The organism is Paraburkholderia sp. J11-2, from assembly GCF_905220185.1.
Taxonomy (GTDB): Bacteria; Pseudomonadota; Gammaproteobacteria; order Burkholderiales; family Burkholderiaceae; genus Paraburkholderia.
Map to the genome: position 1 here is coordinate 110,247 of NZ_CAJMYY010000015.1, position 15,962 is coordinate 126,208.

The 15,962-nt window shown below is 66.3% G+C and carries 15 protein-coding genes; 7 read left to right on the forward strand and 8 right to left on the reverse strand.

All coding sequences use genetic code 11. The features are described 5' to 3' along the window. Positions 1–42 precede the first annotated feature (42 nt). On the reverse strand, positions 43–393 hold the full coding sequence (locus U5A57_RS21785; RefSeq protein ID WP_321913736.1) for a nucleotide pyrophosphohydrolase: 351 nt from the start codon (positions 391–393) through the stop codon (positions 43–45). 4 nt (positions 394–397) lie between these two features. Further along, positions 398–877, reverse strand: coding sequence for a cyclic pyranopterin monophosphate synthase MoaC (gene moaC / locus U5A57_RS21790; RefSeq protein ID WP_321913737.1), 480 nt, complete (start codon positions 875–877; stop codon positions 398–400). Positions 878–1,063: 186 nt separating this feature from the next. Here moaC and U5A57_RS21795 point away from each other — a divergent pair, with 186 nt between their 5' ends. Continuing rightward, a complete protein-coding gene (locus U5A57_RS21795; protein WP_321913738.1) occupies positions 1,064–2,875 on the forward strand; it encodes a M48 family metalloprotease in 1,812 nt (603 codons plus the stop codon). Positions 2,876–2,883: 8 nt separating this feature from the next. On the opposite strand, the gene U5A57_RS21800 is transcribed toward U5A57_RS21795, so the two are convergent. The 6 genes from U5A57_RS21800 to U5A57_RS21825 all read right to left on the reverse strand — a co-directional run bounded on the left by U5A57_RS21800 (position 2,884) and on the right by U5A57_RS21825 (position 7,907). After that, positions 2,884–3,516, reverse strand: coding sequence for a DUF2946 family protein (locus tag U5A57_RS21800; protein WP_321913739.1), 633 nt, complete (start codon positions 3,514–3,516; stop codon positions 2,884–2,886). After that, complete coding sequence (locus tag U5A57_RS21805) at positions 3,509–4,579, reverse strand: YheT family hydrolase (RefSeq protein ID WP_321913740.1); 1,071 nt, start codon at positions 4,577–4,579, stop codon at positions 3,509–3,511. The genes U5A57_RS21800 and U5A57_RS21805 overlap by 8 nt, the downstream gene beginning before the upstream one ends. Before the next feature lie 27 nt (positions 4,580–4,606). After that, positions 4,607–5,053 (reverse strand): nuclear transport factor 2 family protein, encoded by a 447-nt coding sequence (locus U5A57_RS21810; protein ID WP_028205952.1) that lies wholly within the window; start codon positions 5,051–5,053, stop codon positions 4,607–4,609. Positions 5,054–5,369: 316 nt separating this feature from the next. Then, entirely contained in the window at positions 5,370–6,395 is a 1,026-nt protein-coding gene (gene waaF, locus U5A57_RS21815; protein ID WP_321913741.1) for a lipopolysaccharide heptosyltransferase II, read from the reverse strand. Positions 6,396–6,728: 333 nt separating this feature from the next. Further along, entirely contained in the window at positions 6,729–6,923 is a 195-nt protein-coding gene (locus U5A57_RS21820; RefSeq protein WP_028205950.1) for a zinc-finger domain-containing protein, read from the reverse strand. 60 nt (positions 6,924–6,983) lie between these two features. Continuing rightward, positions 6,984–7,907, reverse strand: coding sequence for a branched-chain amino acid transaminase (locus U5A57_RS21825; RefSeq protein ID WP_321913742.1), 924 nt, complete (start codon positions 7,905–7,907; stop codon positions 6,984–6,986). A gap of 494 nt (positions 7,908–8,401) precedes the next feature. On the opposite strand from U5A57_RS21825, the gene U5A57_RS21830 reads away from it, so the two are divergent. The 6 genes from U5A57_RS21830 (at position 8,402) to U5A57_RS21855 (ending at position 15,947) form a co-directional block, all read left to right on the forward strand. Further along, positions 8,402–9,601: a phosphoglycerate kinase gene (locus U5A57_RS21830; protein WP_321913743.1), complete on the forward strand. Its 1,200-nt coding sequence runs from the start codon at positions 8,402–8,404 to the stop codon at positions 9,599–9,601. Positions 9,602–10,048: 447 nt separating this feature from the next. Beyond that, the gene (gene pyk / locus U5A57_RS21835) at positions 10,049–11,485 is read left to right on the forward strand and encodes a pyruvate kinase (RefSeq protein WP_321913744.1); all 1,437 of its coding nucleotides are present in this window, start codon (positions 10,049–10,051) and stop codon (positions 11,483–11,485) included. A 410-nt stretch (positions 11,486–11,895) separates the two neighbouring features. Next, complete coding sequence (fba, locus tag U5A57_RS21840; protein ID WP_028211757.1) at positions 11,896–12,960, forward strand: class II fructose-bisphosphate aldolase; 1,065 nt, start codon at positions 11,896–11,898, stop codon at positions 12,958–12,960. A 263-nt stretch (positions 12,961–13,223) separates the two neighbouring features. Beyond that, positions 13,224–14,114 (forward strand): phosphoribosylaminoimidazolesuccinocarboxamide synthase, encoded by an 891-nt coding sequence (locus U5A57_RS21845; RefSeq protein WP_321913745.1) that lies wholly within the window; start codon positions 13,224–13,226, stop codon positions 14,112–14,114. Between the two features lie 41 nt (positions 14,115–14,155). After that, on the forward strand, positions 14,156–14,674 hold the full coding sequence (purE, locus tag U5A57_RS21850) for a 5-(carboxyamino)imidazole ribonucleotide mutase (protein ID WP_321913746.1): 519 nt from the start codon (positions 14,156–14,158) through the stop codon (positions 14,672–14,674). A 55-nt stretch (positions 14,675–14,729) separates the two neighbouring features. Further along, positions 14,730–15,947 (forward strand): 5-(carboxyamino)imidazole ribonucleotide synthase, encoded by a 1,218-nt coding sequence (locus tag U5A57_RS21855; RefSeq protein WP_321913747.1) that lies wholly within the window; start codon positions 14,730–14,732, stop codon positions 15,945–15,947. Positions 15,948–15,962: the final 15 nt, after the last annotated feature.

Sequence of the window (15,962 nt, forward strand, 5' to 3'; positions counted from 1 at the left end):
AGCGGCGGCTTGTCGCCGCGTTCTGCGCCGCGCCTTTGGCAATCAAAGCTCGGAGTATTTCGCGGCGCTGCCTTTCGCCTTCTCCACGGGGTAGCGCTGCGCGTTCAGCGTGAGCTTTTCGGCTGCCGCATCGACCAGATCGATCCCCGCGGTATGCGCGACCAGCAGAAGGTAGATGAACACATCCGCGCATTCGTGCTTGAGGTGCGTGAGTTGCGCGGGATCGGCGAGCAGGGCGTCGATCTGCGCGTCGGTCTTCCACTGCACCGTCTCTAGCAGCTCGCCCGCCTCGATGCTCGTGGAGACGATCAGGTTGCGCAACGTGTGAAACTGTTGCCAGTCGCGCTCGTCGCGGAACGCCAGAACCTGCGCGCGCAGTTCGTCGAGAGTCATGGTTTCAGCGCTCCGCCACCCAGTCCCCCGACTTCCCGCCGTGCTTCTCCAGCACGCGCACATCGGTGATCGTCATGCCGCGGTCCACCGCCTTGCACATGTCGTAGACGGTCAGCAGGCCGACCTGCACGGCAGTCAGCGCTTCCATCTCCACGCCCGTGCGGCCGAGCGTTTCCACCTGCGCCGTGCAGTGGACGCCGGGCAGCGCTTCGTCGAGCACGAAGTCCACCTTCACGCGCGTGATCGCGAGCGGGTGGCACAGCGGAATCAGATCCGAGGTGCGCTTTGCCCCCTGGATCGCGGCGATGCGCGCAACGCCGATCACGTCGCCTTTTTTCGCGTGGCCGTCGCGGATCAGCGCGAAGGTTGCCGGCAACATGCGGATCGTGCCGCTCGCGAGCGCAATGCGCTTCGTCTCTGCCTTGCCGCCAACGTCGACCATGTGGGCGTCGCCGGCTGCGTCAAAATGCGTGAGTTCAGGCATGGTGGGTTCTTCCTTGAGGGGTACCTATCTTAACAGTGCGGTAAGCAGCGCTTTCTGCGCGTCTTACCTGGTCGCAAGGGTTGTAAGCAGGGCTACAATTGGCCGGTTAGCACACGCGAGCGCAGGGGCGGTCCGCACCGGGCGCGCCGCCGTGCCGGTGTTCCGCCTTCCCCGATCCTGTCATCAATGCGTCTGAAACGGCTGCTTGCTGCATGGTTGTGCGCGTCGCTCGCGGCTTCCCCGCAAGCGTACGCGCAGGCGTCGAATGCCGCCGTGCTCAATCTCGGCGCGGCTTCGCCAGCGGCCACGAAGCCTGCCGCGAAGCCCGCACCGGCCTCCTCCGGCCCCGCGCTGAATGCGCCCAGTACGGCGCCCGCACTCGTCAGCGGCCCATTCGACGACACGGCAGACGCCGTCATTCCCGCCTCGATCGCGCAAGGCGTGTTCGGCACCTATGGCGGGGCGCAGAGCCGCTTGGCGGCACCGGGCCAATCCGCCGCATCTTCCGCGAGCGGCAACGCCAGCGTGCGCGCTCCCGCCTGGGTGCCGCAACTGCCCGACCTCGGCGACGGCTCGGGCGGCGCGCTCACGCCGCAGGCCGAGCGCCGCATCGGCGAGCGCGTCATGCGTGAGATTCGCCGCGACCCCGACTACATTGGCGACTGGCTCGTGCGCGACTACCTCAATGCGGTCGCCGCGCGCCTCGAGGCGGCCGCGAGCGCGCAGTTCATCGGCGGTTACCGGCCCGACTTCGATCTGTTCGCGATCCGCGACGGCCAGATCAATGCGTTCTCGCTGCCGGGCGGCTTCATCGGTGTGAACTCGGGGCTCATCGTCGTGACGCAAACTGAATCCGAGCTGGCTTCGGTGCTCGGTCACGAGATGGGTCACGTCTTGCAGCGGCACATCGCACGCATGCTTTCGCAGAGCGAGCGCTCCGGGCTCGCGGCGCTGGCGGGCGTGCTGTTCGGCATTCTCGCCGGCGTGCTCGCGCATAGCGGCGACCTGGGCGCCGGGATCGCCCTCGGCAGCCAGGCCTATGCCGTGGACAGCCAGTTGCGTTTCTCGCGCGCCGCGGAGCACGAGGCCGACCGCGTGGGCTTCCAGCTGCTCACGGGCGCGGGCTACGACCCGTGGGGCATGGTGGCGTTTTTCGAGCGGCTCGAACGCGATTCGATGGAAGACACCGGCGTGCCCGCCTACGCGCGCACGCACCCGCTCACTGGCGAGCGCATCGCCGACATGCAGGACCGCGCGCGCCGAGCCGCTTACCGCCAGCCGCGCCAGGCGCCCGAGTACGGTTTCGTGCGCGCGCGCGTGCGCGTGCTGCAGGACCGTACGCGCAACGAGTACATCGACGAGGTTTCGCGTCTGCGCTCGGAAATCGAGGACCGCACGGCGCTCAACGTCGCTGCGAACTGGTACGGCATTGCCTACGCGCAAATGCTGCTCGAGCGCTACGACGATGCCACGGCGTCGCTCGCGAACTCGCGCGCGGCGTTCGCGCAGTTCGAGGCCGCGGACGGCAGTAAAACACGCAACTCGCCGAGTCTCGACGTGCTCGCCGTCGATATCGCGCGGCGCTCGGGCCACGCCGACGACGCCGTGCGGCTAGGCGAGGCCGCCCACAAGGCGTGGCCGGATTCCCACGCGGCCACCGACGCGCTACTGCAGGCGCAGATCGCGGCGCGCCGCTTCAAGGAGGCGCAAGCGCTCGCGCGCAGCCAGACCGAGGCCGAACCGCAGCAAGACGCATGGTGGCTGTATCTGGCGCAAGCGAGCGCAGGACTCGGCGACGCGCTCACGCAGCATCGCGCGATGGCGGAGAAGCTCGCGCTAGACGGCGCCTGGCCCTCAGCCATCCGTCAGCTCAAGGAGGCGCGCGACATGAAATCGGTCGGCTACTACGATCTGTCGACCATCGAAGCGCGCCTGCACGACTTCGAGGCGCGCTACAAGCAGGAGCGCCAGGACGAGAAGGATGAGGGCCGCGGCTGAGCCGGCGCTCAGTCTTTGGATGCAGGCCGCGTGCCGCTGCGCTCCGTGGCCTGCGCTTCGCGCTCCGCGCGTGCCGGGCTCGTTACGAAGGCAAAGCGCGCGCTCACGTCGGCACGCCTGATCGGCTGCAGCGGCAGCGCGGCGCCGGCGCGCCAGTGGAAGGTGCCGCTGTGGGCGTCGTCCGCGAGCGTGGCGTGGTCGGTGAAGAGGTCGAGGTCGTGATCGTGCAGCAGCGCCGCGCGCGGCGGCGTGCTCGCATCGGCAAAGATCACGCTGCCCGCTTCGTCTAGGTAGGCGGCCACGGGCTCGAACGCTTGACCGCCCTGATCCGTGAGCGTCAGCGCGTCGGCACTGCCGTCGTGACCCGCGGCAAGGCGCACGATCCACGGCGTGTATTCGAGTTCGACATACACGCGCTGCGGCCCGTTCTGGAAGTACCACTGGCCCTGTTCATCGCGCTCGTAATTGCGGTTGATGAAGCCGAGCAGCGCTTCGTGGCGGATCGCCGTGCCGGGGGCATGCTGCGCCTGGGCGGCCTCGTCGCGCATGCGCCAGTTGCCGCGTGCGTCGAGCAGCAGCCAGCCCGTGCAATGCGGGACGTTGGGCCAGCGCGCGAGCGCCTGTTTGACGATGTCATCCATGAGAAACGAAAGGCGAGAGATAAGAGAACACGCGCTGCGCGAGCCAGTCGCTGCGGCCCGGGAACGGTCCCGTCATGAAGCCGACGTGGCCGCCGTGCGCGGGCTGATCGAGCTCTACGGCGGCGCTCACCTCGTGGCGCGCGGGCAGCACCCGGCCCGGCAGGAAGGGATCGTTGCGCGCGTTCAGCACGAGCGTGGGGACGACGATCTCGCCGAGCTTCGGGCGGATCGTCGCCTGGGTGTAATAGTCGTGGGTGTCGCGAAAACCGTGCAGCGGCGCGGTCACGACATTGTCGAATTCGTACATCGTGCGGCTCGCGAGCACGGCTTGTGCGTCGAAGAGACCGGGGTACTGCTCGAGTTTCTGGAGCGCCTTGACCTTCAACGTCTTCAGGAAGCTGCGCGTGTAGATCATGCCGAAGCCCTGCGTCAGCATCTCGCTGCCCGCATGCACGTCGAGCGGCGTGGAGATCGCGGCGGCGGCCGAGACGATCGCGGCGTCCTGGCGGCGCTGCGCGAGCCAGTGCAGCAGCACGTTGCCGCCGAGCGACACGCCCGCGACGACGAGCGGCCCGGCGTGGCGGGCGGCGAAGCGGCGCAGGACCCAGTCGACTTCGGCGGAATCGGCGAGATGGTAGAAGCGCGGCAGCAGGTTCAACGGGCCGCTGCAACTGCGAAAGTGGGGGATCGCCGCGTGCCAGCCGCGCGCGTGCGCCGCCGCGGCGAGCGCGCGCGCGTAGTGCGAGCTCGAGCCGCCTTCCAGGCCGTGGAACAACACGAATAGCGGCGCGCCGTGTGAATCCGCGCCCGTGCTCCTGCCGTCCAGCCAGTCCACTTCGATGAAGTCGCCATCTGGCGTGTCCCATCGCTCGCGCCGGTAGGCGGGCGCGGGCAGGCGCGAGAAAAGCGCCGGCACGATGGTCTGGATGTGCGCGCCGGGCAGCCAGAACGGCGCGCGGTAGTCGGTATCGTCGCTGGCGCCGAGCAGGGCAGCCTGGGCCTCGAGCGCGGCGGCGACGCGGGCCGCCTTGCTGGGCTTGCTGGTGTCGTCGGTCGTACTCATGACTGCCCCCTGCTTTACGCCTTTATTTCAGTGCAGCGCGCCCTGGCCGTGGCGCAATTTGGCCGAGAACTGGGTGGCTGCGTCGTCGGGCATGCGGCTCGCATGAATGTGTGCGATACGCCACTCGCCGCGCTCGTGAACCATCACATAGGTCGTGAAGACCATGGTGGGAATCGCGCTGGGGTCGACCGGACGATGCGCTTCCACAATCGCGTAGACCACGGTGCCGAGGCTGTCGTACACGCGGATATCGAGCGGCTCGATCGACACCGGCGCCGCTTCAAGCTGCGCGGCGAGACCCGCGCGGATGCTCGACAGGCCGTGCAGATGCGCGCCTTCCGCGGTGATGCAGCTCACGAATTCTTCATCGATCCACAGACCCATCAAGCTGTCGATGTTGACTTCCGCGACGGCCTGGTAGTACGCGTTGAGGGTGTCCGCGGCGGCTTCGAAGATGTGGGCAAAACGTGGCATGGCTCGTTGGTCTTGTGCGCCCGGTGTTGCACTTGGCGTGTACCTGGCGCGGGTTGGCGGATGAACGGTTGCGTCGCTTCGCGTCTGGCGCTGCGTTGCGCGCGTGTTGCCGCGAGCATGCCGCTTTCGCGAGACAGGTCTGTGACGTGCTCCGATGCGGCGCTTCGGTCTCTCCCGCGCCTCGATGCCTCTATTGGGCGCGCGCAACGTGCGTGGCGTCCGTTGCGTGGCGCACATCCATTTGCGTGCGCTTCGTTTTCAGCGTGGCGGGCGGCACACAGCCGCCCAGCGCTGGCTGGCGATGTTTCCGGCTGTCCTATCTCTGCCCGAGCAGCATGCCGCGCAGGTCGCCGAAAACTTGCTCCGGGCTCAGTTCGCGCAGGCAGTTCAGATGCCCGAGCGGACACTCGCGCGCAAAGCAGGGACTGCATTCGAGATGAAGCCATTGTACCTTTGCAAGCTCGGACAAGGGCGGGGTGTGGCGCGGATCCGTCGACCCGTACAGCGCGACGAGCGGGCGGCGCAGCGCGGCGGCCACGTGCATCAGGCCCGAATCGTTGGTCACCACGGCGTTCGCGCGCGAGATCAGCGCGCACGCTTCGCCGAGCGCGGTCTGCCCGCACAGGTTGCGCACGTTCGGCGCGCGATCGGCAATGGCCTGGGCGAGCGGGGCGTCCTTCGGCGAGCCGAGCGCGATGATCTGCGTGTACGGGAACGACTGGCCCACCATCTTCGCGAGCGCCGCGAAATGCTCGGGCGGCCAGCGCTTGGCGGGGCCGTACTCGGCGCCGGGGCAGAACACGAGCAGCGGCACGCGCGTATCGAGATTGAAGCGCGCCGACACGCGCGACGCCTCATTCGGGTCCGACTCGAGGCGCGGCATCGGCAGGTCGTCGGGCACGGTCGCGCCGGGCGCGTAGGCGAGCGCGGCATAGTGCCTGACCATGGGCGGGCGCTCGTCCTTCGGCGGATTCGCATGGCGCACGTTCAAGAGGCCGTAGCGATTCTCGCCCGTATAGCCAATGCGCAGCCCGATATTGGCGAGCCACGGGATCAGCGCGGACTTGAGCGAATTGGGCAGCACGTAGGCGGCGTCGTAGCGCTCGGCGCGCAAATCGCCCGCCAGTTGCCAGCGGCGCAGCAGTTGCAGCTTGCCATGGCCGAGGTCGGTGGCGTAGACGTCGCGGATCTCGGGCATGCGCTCGAGCACGGGCGCAACCCAGGTTGGCGCGAGCGCATCGATCTGAATGCGCGGGTGCAGTTTCACGAGCCGCGAAAAAAGCGGCTGCGCCATCAGTGCGTCACCGATCCAGTTCGGTGCGATTACCAGCGCGCGGCGCATCGGGAGTCAGGGTCCGGAGAGGGTAGAGGTTGCACGCAGCTTGACCGTTTTGGGAAATCGGGGCGAGCGCGTGAAACGCGGTTAATTCAACGAAGCGGTTAGCGTGACGTCCCGCCGGCATGCCGGCGGGCGTTAGCGCAAGTGCAGCCTGGTGCTTCGTGGCGATGTGCGTAAAGCCCGCAGCGCGCCGCCGTTTTCATGGCGGCGCGCGACGGGCAGGGAAGCACGGGGAATGTCGCAGGAGTGAAGTGTCTTCACCCGGCGGCCATGCCCGCACGAACGAAACCAGCGCGAGCGCGGCTTCGCGCCATTCGGCGCGAGCCTCGCGACGCGTCAGTGGCCGTGGACGACCTCGCCCGCGCGCAGCTTGTAACGCGTGCTGCAGTACGGGCACTTCGCTTCGCCGTGCGTCACGTCGAGGAACACGCGCGGGTGGTTGCTCCAGCGCGGCATCGACGGATTCGGACAGTAAGCGGGCAGATCCTTGGCCGAAAGTTCGACCAGCGGCATTTCCTTGATTTCGCTCATGAGGACAATTCTCTGTGTAGCTGTGGGGGCCGGGCGTTGGCTCGCCCGGACCTTTCTTTCTTAGACCTTCGCGAGCCAGTGCGCGTACTTCTCGTTCTTGCCCGACACGACGTCGAAGAAGCCCGATTGCAGCTTCTCCGTGACCGGGCCGCGCGAGCCGCTGCCGATGGTGCGGTTGTCGAGCTCGCGGATCGGCGTGACTTCGGCGGCGGTGCCGGTGAAGAACGCTTCGTCGCAGGTGTAGACCTCGTCGCGCGTGATGCGCTTTTCGATCACCTGAATGCCCATGTCGCGCGCGAGCGTGATGACCGTGTCGCGCGTGATGCCGTCGAGGCACGACGAGAGGTCAGGCGTGTACAGCTTGCCGTTGTTGACGAGGAAGAAGTTCTCGCCCGAGCCTTCCGACACATAGCCGTCCACGTCGAGCAGCAGCGCTTCGTCGTAGCCGTCGGCGGTGGCTTCCTGGTTGGCGAGGATCGAGTTCACGTACCAGCCCGAAGCCTTGGCGCGCACCATCGACACGTTCACGTGATGGCGCGTGAACGACGAGGTCTTCACGCGGATGCCCTTGGCGAGGCCGTCTTCGCCGAGATACGCGCCCCACGGCCACGCGGCGATCGCCACGTGAATGGTGTTGCCCTTGGCCGAAACGCCGAGCTTCTCCGAACCGACCCAGATGATCGGGCGGATGTAGCACGATTCGAGCTTGTTCGCGCGCACGACTTCGAGCTGCGCGTCGGCGAGCGTCTTCGCGTCGAACGGCACGTCCATCTGGAAAATCTTGGCCGAGTTGAGCAGACGCTTGGTGTGCTCGGCGAGGCGGAAGATGGCGGTGCTGCCGCCGGCGGTCTTGTAGGCGCGTACGCCTTCGAAAACACCCATGCCGTAGTGCAGCGTGTGGGTCAGCACGTGAATGTTGGCGTCGCGCCAATCAATCAGCTTGCCGTCCATCCAGATCTTGCCGTCGCGGTCGGCCATTGACATACGATTCTCCAGACAAGTGCAGTAAATATCGGGCTGATACAGCGTGCTTCGCCGCGCGCCGCGTGGCTGCGGTTGGCAAAGACGAATATTTTAGCGTCATTTGATGCCTGCCAGCGCGCCCGCGGGCGTACGGGGCGGGGTTTTCAAGCAATTTTAGGGTCGCTTCGCGGTGCTTTTGGCTAATTTTTTTCGGCCTGCGTGCATGCTGCGTCGCAGCAAATCCCGCGAAAGCCCGCCTGGCGAGCAGCGTCTGCCCAAATACGGGAGATTCGCCTGGACACGTCTCAGATCGTCCTGGCTATCAGCTAAAATACCGATCTCGCAATTCGATGCCGGCTCGTGCCAGCGACGAGCAGCGACCCGGAGCAGCGACCCGAGACAGCGTCAGACCGGATCCCGCGCCGTGCCGTTGAGCACGTCTTGCCGCGCCAGAATCAGGCCCGCGGCGCCGCATCGCCTTGCCACCGCCTTCCCACCATCAAGATGACATGCCCATGAACAAGGTTCTGCGTCTTTCCGATCTGATCTCCGAAGGCAAATTGAAGGGCAAGCGCGTATTCATCCGCGCCGACCTGAACGTGCCGCAGGACGACAACGGCAACATCACCGAAGACACCCGCGTGCGCGCTTCCGTGCCGGCCATCAAGGCCGCACTCGACGCCGGTGCGGCCGTCATGGTCACCTCGCACCTGGGCCGCCCGACCGAAGGCGAGTTCAAGCCCGAAGACTCCCTCGCACCGGTCGCGAAGCGCCTCGCAGAACTGCTTGGCCGCGACGTGCCGCTGGTTGCGAACTGGGTGGAAAACGGCGTGAACGTCGAGCCGGGCAACGTGGTTCTGCTCGAAAACTGCCGCGTCAACAAGGGCGAGAAGAAGAACTCCGACGAGCTTTCGCAAAAGATGGCGAAGCTCTGCGATATCTACGTGAACGACGCGTTCGGCACCGCCCACCGCGCCGAAGCCACGACTTACGGCATCGCGAAGTACGCGCCCACGGCCTGCGCGGGCCCGCTGCTCGCAGCGGAACTCGACGCGCTCGGCAAGGCGCTTGGCGCGCCCAAGCGCCCGCTCGTCGCGATCGTGGCGGGCTCGAAGGTCTCGACCAAGCTCACCATCCTCAAGTCGCTCGCCGAGAAGGTCGACCAGCTGATCGTGGGCGGCGGCATCGCCAACACGTTCATGCTGGCGGCGGGCCTGAAGATCGGCAAGTCGCTCGCTGAAGTGGATCTCGTCGACGACGCGAAGGCCATCATCGAAGCGGCGCGTGCGCGCGGCGCCTCGGTGCCGATCCCGACCGACGTCGTGACCGCCAAGGAATTCTCGCCGACGGCCAAGGCCGAGACGAAGAACGTGGCCGACGTGGCCGACGACGACATGATCCTCGACATCGGCCCGGTCACCGCCAACGCGCTCGCCGCGCAGCTCGCGCAGGCCGGCACGATCGTGTGGAACGGCCCGGTCGGCGTGTTCGAGTTCGACCAGTTCGGCAACGGCACGAAGACGCTCGCGGACGCCATCGCCAACTCGGGCGCGTTCTCGATCGCAGGCGGCGGCGACACGCTCGCGGCCATCGCGAAGTACAACATTGCCGACAAGGTCAGCTATATCTCCACCGGCGGCGGCGCCTTCCTCGAGTTCCTCGAAGGCAAGAAGCTCCCGGCGGTCGAAGTGCTCGAAACGCGGGCGGCTGGTTAAGTGGCGCCGCGAGTCCCGGCGAAGTCGGCGAAAGCCGCCGCCATGAGCAAACTTCCTCGTGCAGGCGCACAGAAGTCGCGCAGCGCAGCCGGGGCCGCAGCAAAACAAACGGGGCGCGCAGCGCCCCATGCAGAGACAGAGACGGCGCGGGCGCACGCGTCGCCCGCCGCCGCTGCCGCTGCTGAAACGGACTGTGCGGCGACGCAGTCGACCGCTGAATCGACAGCCGCACAGAATCCGACCGGGCGCACAGCCACGCCCGAACCGAATACGACTACGCATGTAGCAAGCGCCGCAGGGGCTCGTGTGAGCCCCGCAGCGCCCTCCAAGAAAGCGACGCCGGGCTCACCCGGTGCGCGTTCCGGCGCGTCCGCACCCGCGGCGCAACCGGCCAGCACTTCTCGCAGCAACGGTTTTCCCAGCGATCCTATCCAGACGAGGAGACTCATGCATCGCGCCACCAAGATTGTCGCCACCATCGGTCCGGCTTCCAGCACGCCGGACATCCTGCTGAAAATGATCCGCGCGGGACTGGACGTGGTGCGCCTCAACTTCTCGCACGGCACCGCCGACGACCATCGTCAGCGTGCTGAAATGGTGCGGGACTGCGCCCGCCAGGCTGGCCGCGAAGTTGCGATCATGGCGGACCTGCAAGGCCCGAAGATTCGCGTCGGCAAATTCGAGAACGGCAAGACGACGCTCGAGCCGGGCCAGCCGTTCATCCTCGACGCCGAATGCGAACTCGGCAACGACGAGCGCGTCGGTCTCGACTACAAGGACCTGCCGCGCGACCTGAAGCCGGGCGACATCCTGCTGCTCAACGACGGCCTCATCGTGCTCGACGTTGCGCGCGTGATCGGCAGCGAGATCCACACCATCGTGCGTGTGGGCGGCGACCTGTCGAACAACAAGGGCATCAACCGCCAGGGTGGCGGCCTCACGGCGCCCGCGCTCACCGCGAAGGACATGGAAGACATCCGCACGGCCATGTCGCTCGGCGCGGACTTCGTCGCCGTGTCGTTCCCGAAGAACGCCACCGACATGGAAATGGCGCGCCAGCTCGCGAACATCGCGGGCGCGCCGTACGGCATCAAGCCGAAGATGATCGCGAAGATCGAGCGCGCCGAAGCCATTCCGGCGCTGCAGGAAATTCTCGATTCGTCGGACGGCATCATGGTGGCCCGCGGCGACCTGGCCGTGGAGGTGGGCAATGCCGCCGTGCCGGCGCTGCAAAAACGCATGATCCGCATGGCGCGCGACTCGAACAAGCTCGTCATCACGGCCACGCAGATGATGGAGTCGATGATCCACGCGCCGGTGCCCACGCGCGCCGAAGTCTCGGACGTCGCCAACGCCGTGCTCGACGGCACGGACGCCGTGATGCTCTCGGCCGAATCGGCGGCGGGCAAGTACCCGGTGCAGACCATCGAAGCGATGGCCGCGATCTGTCTGGAAGCCGAAAAGTCGGAGCAATCTGAACTGGACAAGGACTTCCTCGACCGCACCTTCACGCGTATCGACCAGTCGATCGCCATGGGCGCGCTGTTCACGGCCTACCACCTGGGCGCGAAGGCGATCGTCGCGCTCACGGAATCGGGTTCGACCGCGCTGTGGATGTCGCGTCACTGGACCCATGTGCCGATCTTCGCGCTCACGCCGCGTGCAGGCAGCGAGCGCGCCATGTCGCTCTACCGCAATGTCACGCCGCTGCATCTGGATACCAGCAGCGACCGCGACACGGCGCTCCAGCAAGCCATCGAAGTGGTGGTGAGCAAGGGCTACGCAGCGCGCGGCGATATGGTCGTGCTGACGGTGGGCGAGCCGATGGGGCAGCCGGGCGGCACGAACACGCTGAAGATCGTGCGCGTGGGAGATGTGCTGTAACTGCGGTGCTGTAACTGCGGTGCTGTAATCTCGCGGCGATTTTTTTCGCTTTATTTTCGAGACTTCCGAAAATAAATCACGTTGGCGCCGACTGGTATCACATTGGTATCAGATCGGCGCTAAATCGGTGTCATTTAGACGTCTTTTCCCCGCAATTGCAGCCTGTACGCCGTAGAAACGGCGCGCGGGCTGTCAACTCTTTTTGCACCTTCTCGCGGTTTTGACGCTCCGATACGCCATTTTCATGCCAGTTACGTGCCTGGCGCCGGGAACGCACCCGCTTCGCGATAAAATCACGCCATCGAGCCCGCGGCAGGTCACGCGGGCGGCGGCTGCCAGGCCGCCCTCGACCGGCTGCGCAAGACAGTCGGCGGCAGAAGAATTCGTTTCAAATCAAAGGAGTAGCAACAATGCCTCTCGTATCAATGCGTCAACTGCTCGACCACGCGGCTGAACACGGTTATGGCCTGCCGGCGTTCAACGTGAATAACCTGGAACAGGTCCAGGCGATCATGGAAGCGGCGAACCAGGTGGGCTCGCCGGTGATCATGCAGGCATCGGCCGGCGCGCGTAAGTACGCGGGTGAGCCCTTCCTGCGCCACCTGATCGAAGCTGCAGTCGAGTCGTATCCGCATATCCCGGTCGTGATGCACCAGGACCACGGCCAGTCGCCGGCGGTTTGCATGGCCGCGATCCGCAGCGGTTTCACGAGCGTGATGATGGACGGCTCGCTCGAAGCCGACGGCAAGACGGTCGCATCGTACGAGTACAACGTCGATGTCTCGCGCAAGGTCGTGGAAATGGCGCACTCGATCGGCGTGACGGTCGAAGCGGAACTGGGCGTGCTCGGTTCGCTGGAAACGATGAAGGGCGACAAGGAAGACGGTCACGGCGCCGAAGGCACCATGACGCGCGAGCAGCTCCTGACCGATCCGGAGCAGGCTGCCGACTTCGTGAAGCTGACCCAGTGCGACGCACTGGCCATCGCGATCGGCACCTCGCACGGCGCGTACAAGTTCTCCAAGAAGCCCACGGGCGACATTCTGTCGATCCAGCGCATCAAGGAAATCCACGCGCGCATTCCGAACACGCACCTCGTGATGCACGGTTCGTCGTCGGTGCCGCAGGAACTGCTGGCCGAGATCCGCGAATTCGGCGGCGACATGAAGGAAACGTACGGCGTGCCGGTGGAAGAGATCCAGGAAGGCATCCGTCATGGCGTGCGCAAGATCAACATCGACACCGACCTGCGTCTGGCGATCACGGGCGCGATCCGTCGCTATATGTATCAAAACCCGTCGAAGTTCGACCCGCGCGACTACCTGAAGCCGGCTCGCGAAGCCGCGAAGAAGGTGTGCGTGGACCGCTTCCTCGCGTTCGGCTGCGAAGGCCAGGCTGGCAAGATCAAGCCGGTCTCGCTCGACAAGATCGCCGAAAAGTACAAGTCGGGCGAACTCGCGCAGATCGTTCGCTAAGCGGGCTTCTGTGACAGGCGCGCCGGCCGGATCCGGCGGGGCGCCTGGGCGGCCCCGCCTGGGTGGCCCCGCCTGAAGTTGTACAAAACATCGCCGTTTCCGCCTGTTTTGGGGGAACGGCGATGGGCTTTTCCGGGAAATTTGCCGGTTTTTGGTTTACCCTCGCAATACCTTCGGTTTTACGCTGTCCTGGCGCGGTTGCAACCGCGATTCCGGACCGAACCCGCCTTCCGTTTCGATTGTCCTTTTAGCGAATCACGACGATGTCTACCCTTTACGAATCCACGCTCCGCTCGCTGCCGCTTCTCGGCCGCGGCAAGGTCCGCGACAACTATGCCGTGGGCAACGACAAGCTGCTGATCGTCACCACCGACCGTCTGTCGGCGTTCGACGTCATCATGGGCGAGCCGATTCCGCGCAAGGGCGAGGTGCTCAACCAGATGGCCGATTTCTGGTTCGAGAAGCTCAAGCACGTCGTGCCGAACCACCTCACGGGCGTCGTGCCTGAAACCGTTGTGGCCGCCGACGAAGTCGAGCAGGTCAAGGGCCGCGCCGTCGTGGTGAAGCGCCTCGAGCCGATCCTCGTCGAAGCCGTGGTGCGCGGTTATCTGGCCGGCAGCGGCTGGAAGGACTATCAGGCAACGGGCGCCGTGTGTGGCGTGGAACTGCCGCCGGGCCTGCAGAACGCGCAGAAGCTGCCCGAGCCGATTTTCACGCCGGCAGCGAAGGCCGAAATGGGCCACCACGACGAGAACATCACGTACGAAGAAATGGAGCGCCGCATCGGCACCGAGCTGTCGCGCACCATCAAAGAAATTTCGATCAAGCTGTACAAGGAAGCGGCCGACTACGCGGCCACGCGCGGCATCATCATCGCCGACACGAAGTTCGAATTCGGTCTCGACAACCACGGCCAGCTGTATCTGATGGACGAGGCGCTCACCGCCGACTCGTCGCGTTTCTGGCCGGCCGACCAATACCAGGTGGGCTCGAACCCGCCGTCGTTCGACAAGCAGTTCGTGCGCGACTGGCTCGAAACCCAGGACTGGAAGAAGGAGCCGCCGGCACCGAAGCTGCCCGACGAAGTGATTGAAAAAACGTCGGCGAAGTATCAGGAGGCGCTCGAGCGTCTTACGGGTCAAAAGCTCGCCTAAGCGAGTGCGCGAAAAGTAAATAGAGGGAAGAAGGAAGCACAATGAGCGAAGTTCAGACGGCTCACCAGCACGCGGCGCCGCTCGTCGGCGTGTTGATGGGCTCCAGCTCCGACTGGGACACGATGAAGCACGCGGTCGCGATCCTGCAGGAGTTCGGCGTCGCGTACGAGGCCAAGGTGGTCTCGGCGCACCGCATGCCCGACGAGATGTTCGAGTACGCGGAAAAAGCGCGCGAGCGCGGCCTGCGCGCGATTATCGCGGGCGCTGGCGGCGCGGCGCATCTGCCGGGCATGCTGGCGGCCAAGACCACGGTGCCCGTGCTCGGCGTGCCGGCGGTCAGCAAGTACCTGAAGGGCGTGGATTCGCTCCATTCGATCGTGCAGATGCCCAAGGGCGTGCCGGTTGCGACCTTCGCCATCGGCGAGGCGGGCGCGGCCAATGCGGCGCTCTTTGCCGTCTCGATCCTGAGCGTCACGAACGCCGAATATGCGAACAAGCTCGCGGCGTTCCGCGTGCGCCAGAACGAAGCGGCGCACGCCATGGTGCTGCCCCCGCTTTGATCGTTCCGCTTTGATCGCCCCACGCGCCGCGGCCACCCCGCGGCCGACCACGAAGATGACTCCTGACAACTCTCCGGTTTCACCGATCCTGCCCGGCGCCTGGCTGGGCATGGTGGGTGGCGGCCAGCTCGGCCGCATGTTCTGCTTTGCCGCACAGGCGATGGGCTACCGCGTCGCCGTGCTCGATCCCGACGCGACGAGCCCCGCGGGCACCGTGGCCGACCGCCACATCTGCGCCGCCTACGACGACGAAGCCGCGCTCACCGAACTCGCGCGCCTGTGCGCGGCCGTCTCGACCGAGTTCGAGAACGTGCCCGCGGCGAGCCTCGACGCGCTCGCGAAGTCGACCTTCGTGAGCCCGGCTGGGCGCTGCGTTGCCGTGGCGCAGGACCGCATCGCCGAGAAGCGCTTTATCGCGGCGGCCGGCGTGCCGGTCGCGCCGCACGTGGTGATCGAGTCGTCGCAGGCGCTTGCCGGCATCGACGATGCGGCGCTCGCCGCCGTGCTGCCGGGCATTCTCAAGACCGCGCGCATGGGCTACGACGGCAAAGGCCAGATTCGCGTGGGCAACGCCGAGGAGGTGCGCGAGGCGCATGCGTCGCTCGGCGGCGTGCCGTGCGTGCTGGAAAAGCGCCTGCCGCTGAAGTTCGAGGTGAGCGCGCTGATCGCACGCGGCACGAACGGCGCGGCCGTGGTGTATCCGCTCGCGCAGAACACGCACCGCAACGGCGTGCTGTCGCACACCATCGTGCCCGCACCGGACGCGAGCCCGGCGCTCGTGCAGCAGGCCCAGCAGGCCGCGATCCAGATCGCGGCGAAGCTAGGCTATGTCGGTGTGCTGTGCGTGGAGTTCTTCATCCTCGAAGACGGCTCGCTCGTCGCCAACGAAATGGCGCCGCGCCCGCACAACTCCGGCCACTACACGACCGATGCATGCGCCACGAGCCAGTTCGAGCAGCAGGTGCGCGCCATGACGGCCATGCCGCTCGGCGACACGCGCCAGCACTCGCCCGCCGTGATGCTCAACATTCTCGGCGACGTGTGGTTCCCCTGCGCCGTGGGCGAGGCGAAGCCGCAGAAGGGCGCCGCGCCGGTCACGCCGCCGTGGGACCAGGTGGCCGCGATGCCGGCCGCGCGCCTGCATCTGTACGGTAAGGAAGAAGCGCGCGCGGGTCGCAAGATGGGCCACGTGAACTTCACCGCGCCGACGCTCGACGAAGCGCGTGCGGCCGCACGCGACTGCGCGCGCCTGCTGCACATCGCCACGAGCTGAGGTTGGGCCCGAAGT

Excerpts from the sequence above, each read along its gene's own strand:
- U5A57_RS21785 (WP_321913736.1), bottom strand. The coding sequence starts at position 393 with ATGACTCTCGACGAACTGCGCGCGCAGGTTCTGGCGTTCCGCGACGAG.
- moaC (WP_321913737.1), bottom strand. The coding sequence starts at position 877 with ATGCCTGAACTCACGCATTTTGACGCAGCCGGCGACGCCCACATGGTC.
- U5A57_RS21795 (WP_321913738.1), top strand. The coding sequence starts at position 1,064 with ATGCGTCTGAAACGGCTGCTTGCTGCATGGTTGTGCGCGTCGCTCGCG.
- U5A57_RS21800 (WP_321913739.1), bottom strand. The coding sequence starts at position 3,516 with ATGGATGACATCGTCAAACAGGCGCTCGCGCGCTGGCCCAACGTCCCG.
- U5A57_RS21805 (WP_321913740.1), bottom strand. The coding sequence starts at position 4,579 with ATGAGTACGACCGACGACACCAGCAAGCCCAGCAAGGCGGCCCGCGTC.
- U5A57_RS21810 (WP_028205952.1), bottom strand. The coding sequence starts at position 5,053 with ATGCCACGTTTTGCCCACATCTTCGAAGCCGCCGCGGACACCCTCAAC.
- waaF (WP_321913741.1), bottom strand. The coding sequence starts at position 6,395 with ATGCGCCGCGCGCTGGTAATCGCACCGAACTGGATCGGTGACGCACTG.
- U5A57_RS21820 (WP_028205950.1), bottom strand. The coding sequence starts at position 6,923 with ATGAGCGAAATCAAGGAAATGCCGCTGGTCGAACTTTCGGCCAAGGAT.
- U5A57_RS21825 (WP_321913742.1), bottom strand. The coding sequence starts at position 7,907 with ATGTCAATGGCCGACCGCGACGGCAAGATCTGGATGGACGGCAAGCTG.
- U5A57_RS21830 (WP_321913743.1), top strand. The coding sequence starts at position 8,402 with ATGAACAAGGTTCTGCGTCTTTCCGATCTGATCTCCGAAGGCAAATTG.
- pyk (WP_321913744.1), top strand. The coding sequence starts at position 10,049 with ATGCATCGCGCCACCAAGATTGTCGCCACCATCGGTCCGGCTTCCAGC.
- fba (WP_028211757.1), top strand. The coding sequence starts at position 11,896 with ATGCCTCTCGTATCAATGCGTCAACTGCTCGACCACGCGGCTGAACAC.
- U5A57_RS21845 (WP_321913745.1), top strand. The coding sequence starts at position 13,224 with ATGTCTACCCTTTACGAATCCACGCTCCGCTCGCTGCCGCTTCTCGGC.
- purE (WP_321913746.1), top strand. The coding sequence starts at position 14,156 with ATGAGCGAAGTTCAGACGGCTCACCAGCACGCGGCGCCGCTCGTCGGC.
- U5A57_RS21855 (WP_321913747.1), top strand. The coding sequence starts at position 14,730 with ATGACTCCTGACAACTCTCCGGTTTCACCGATCCTGCCCGGCGCCTGG.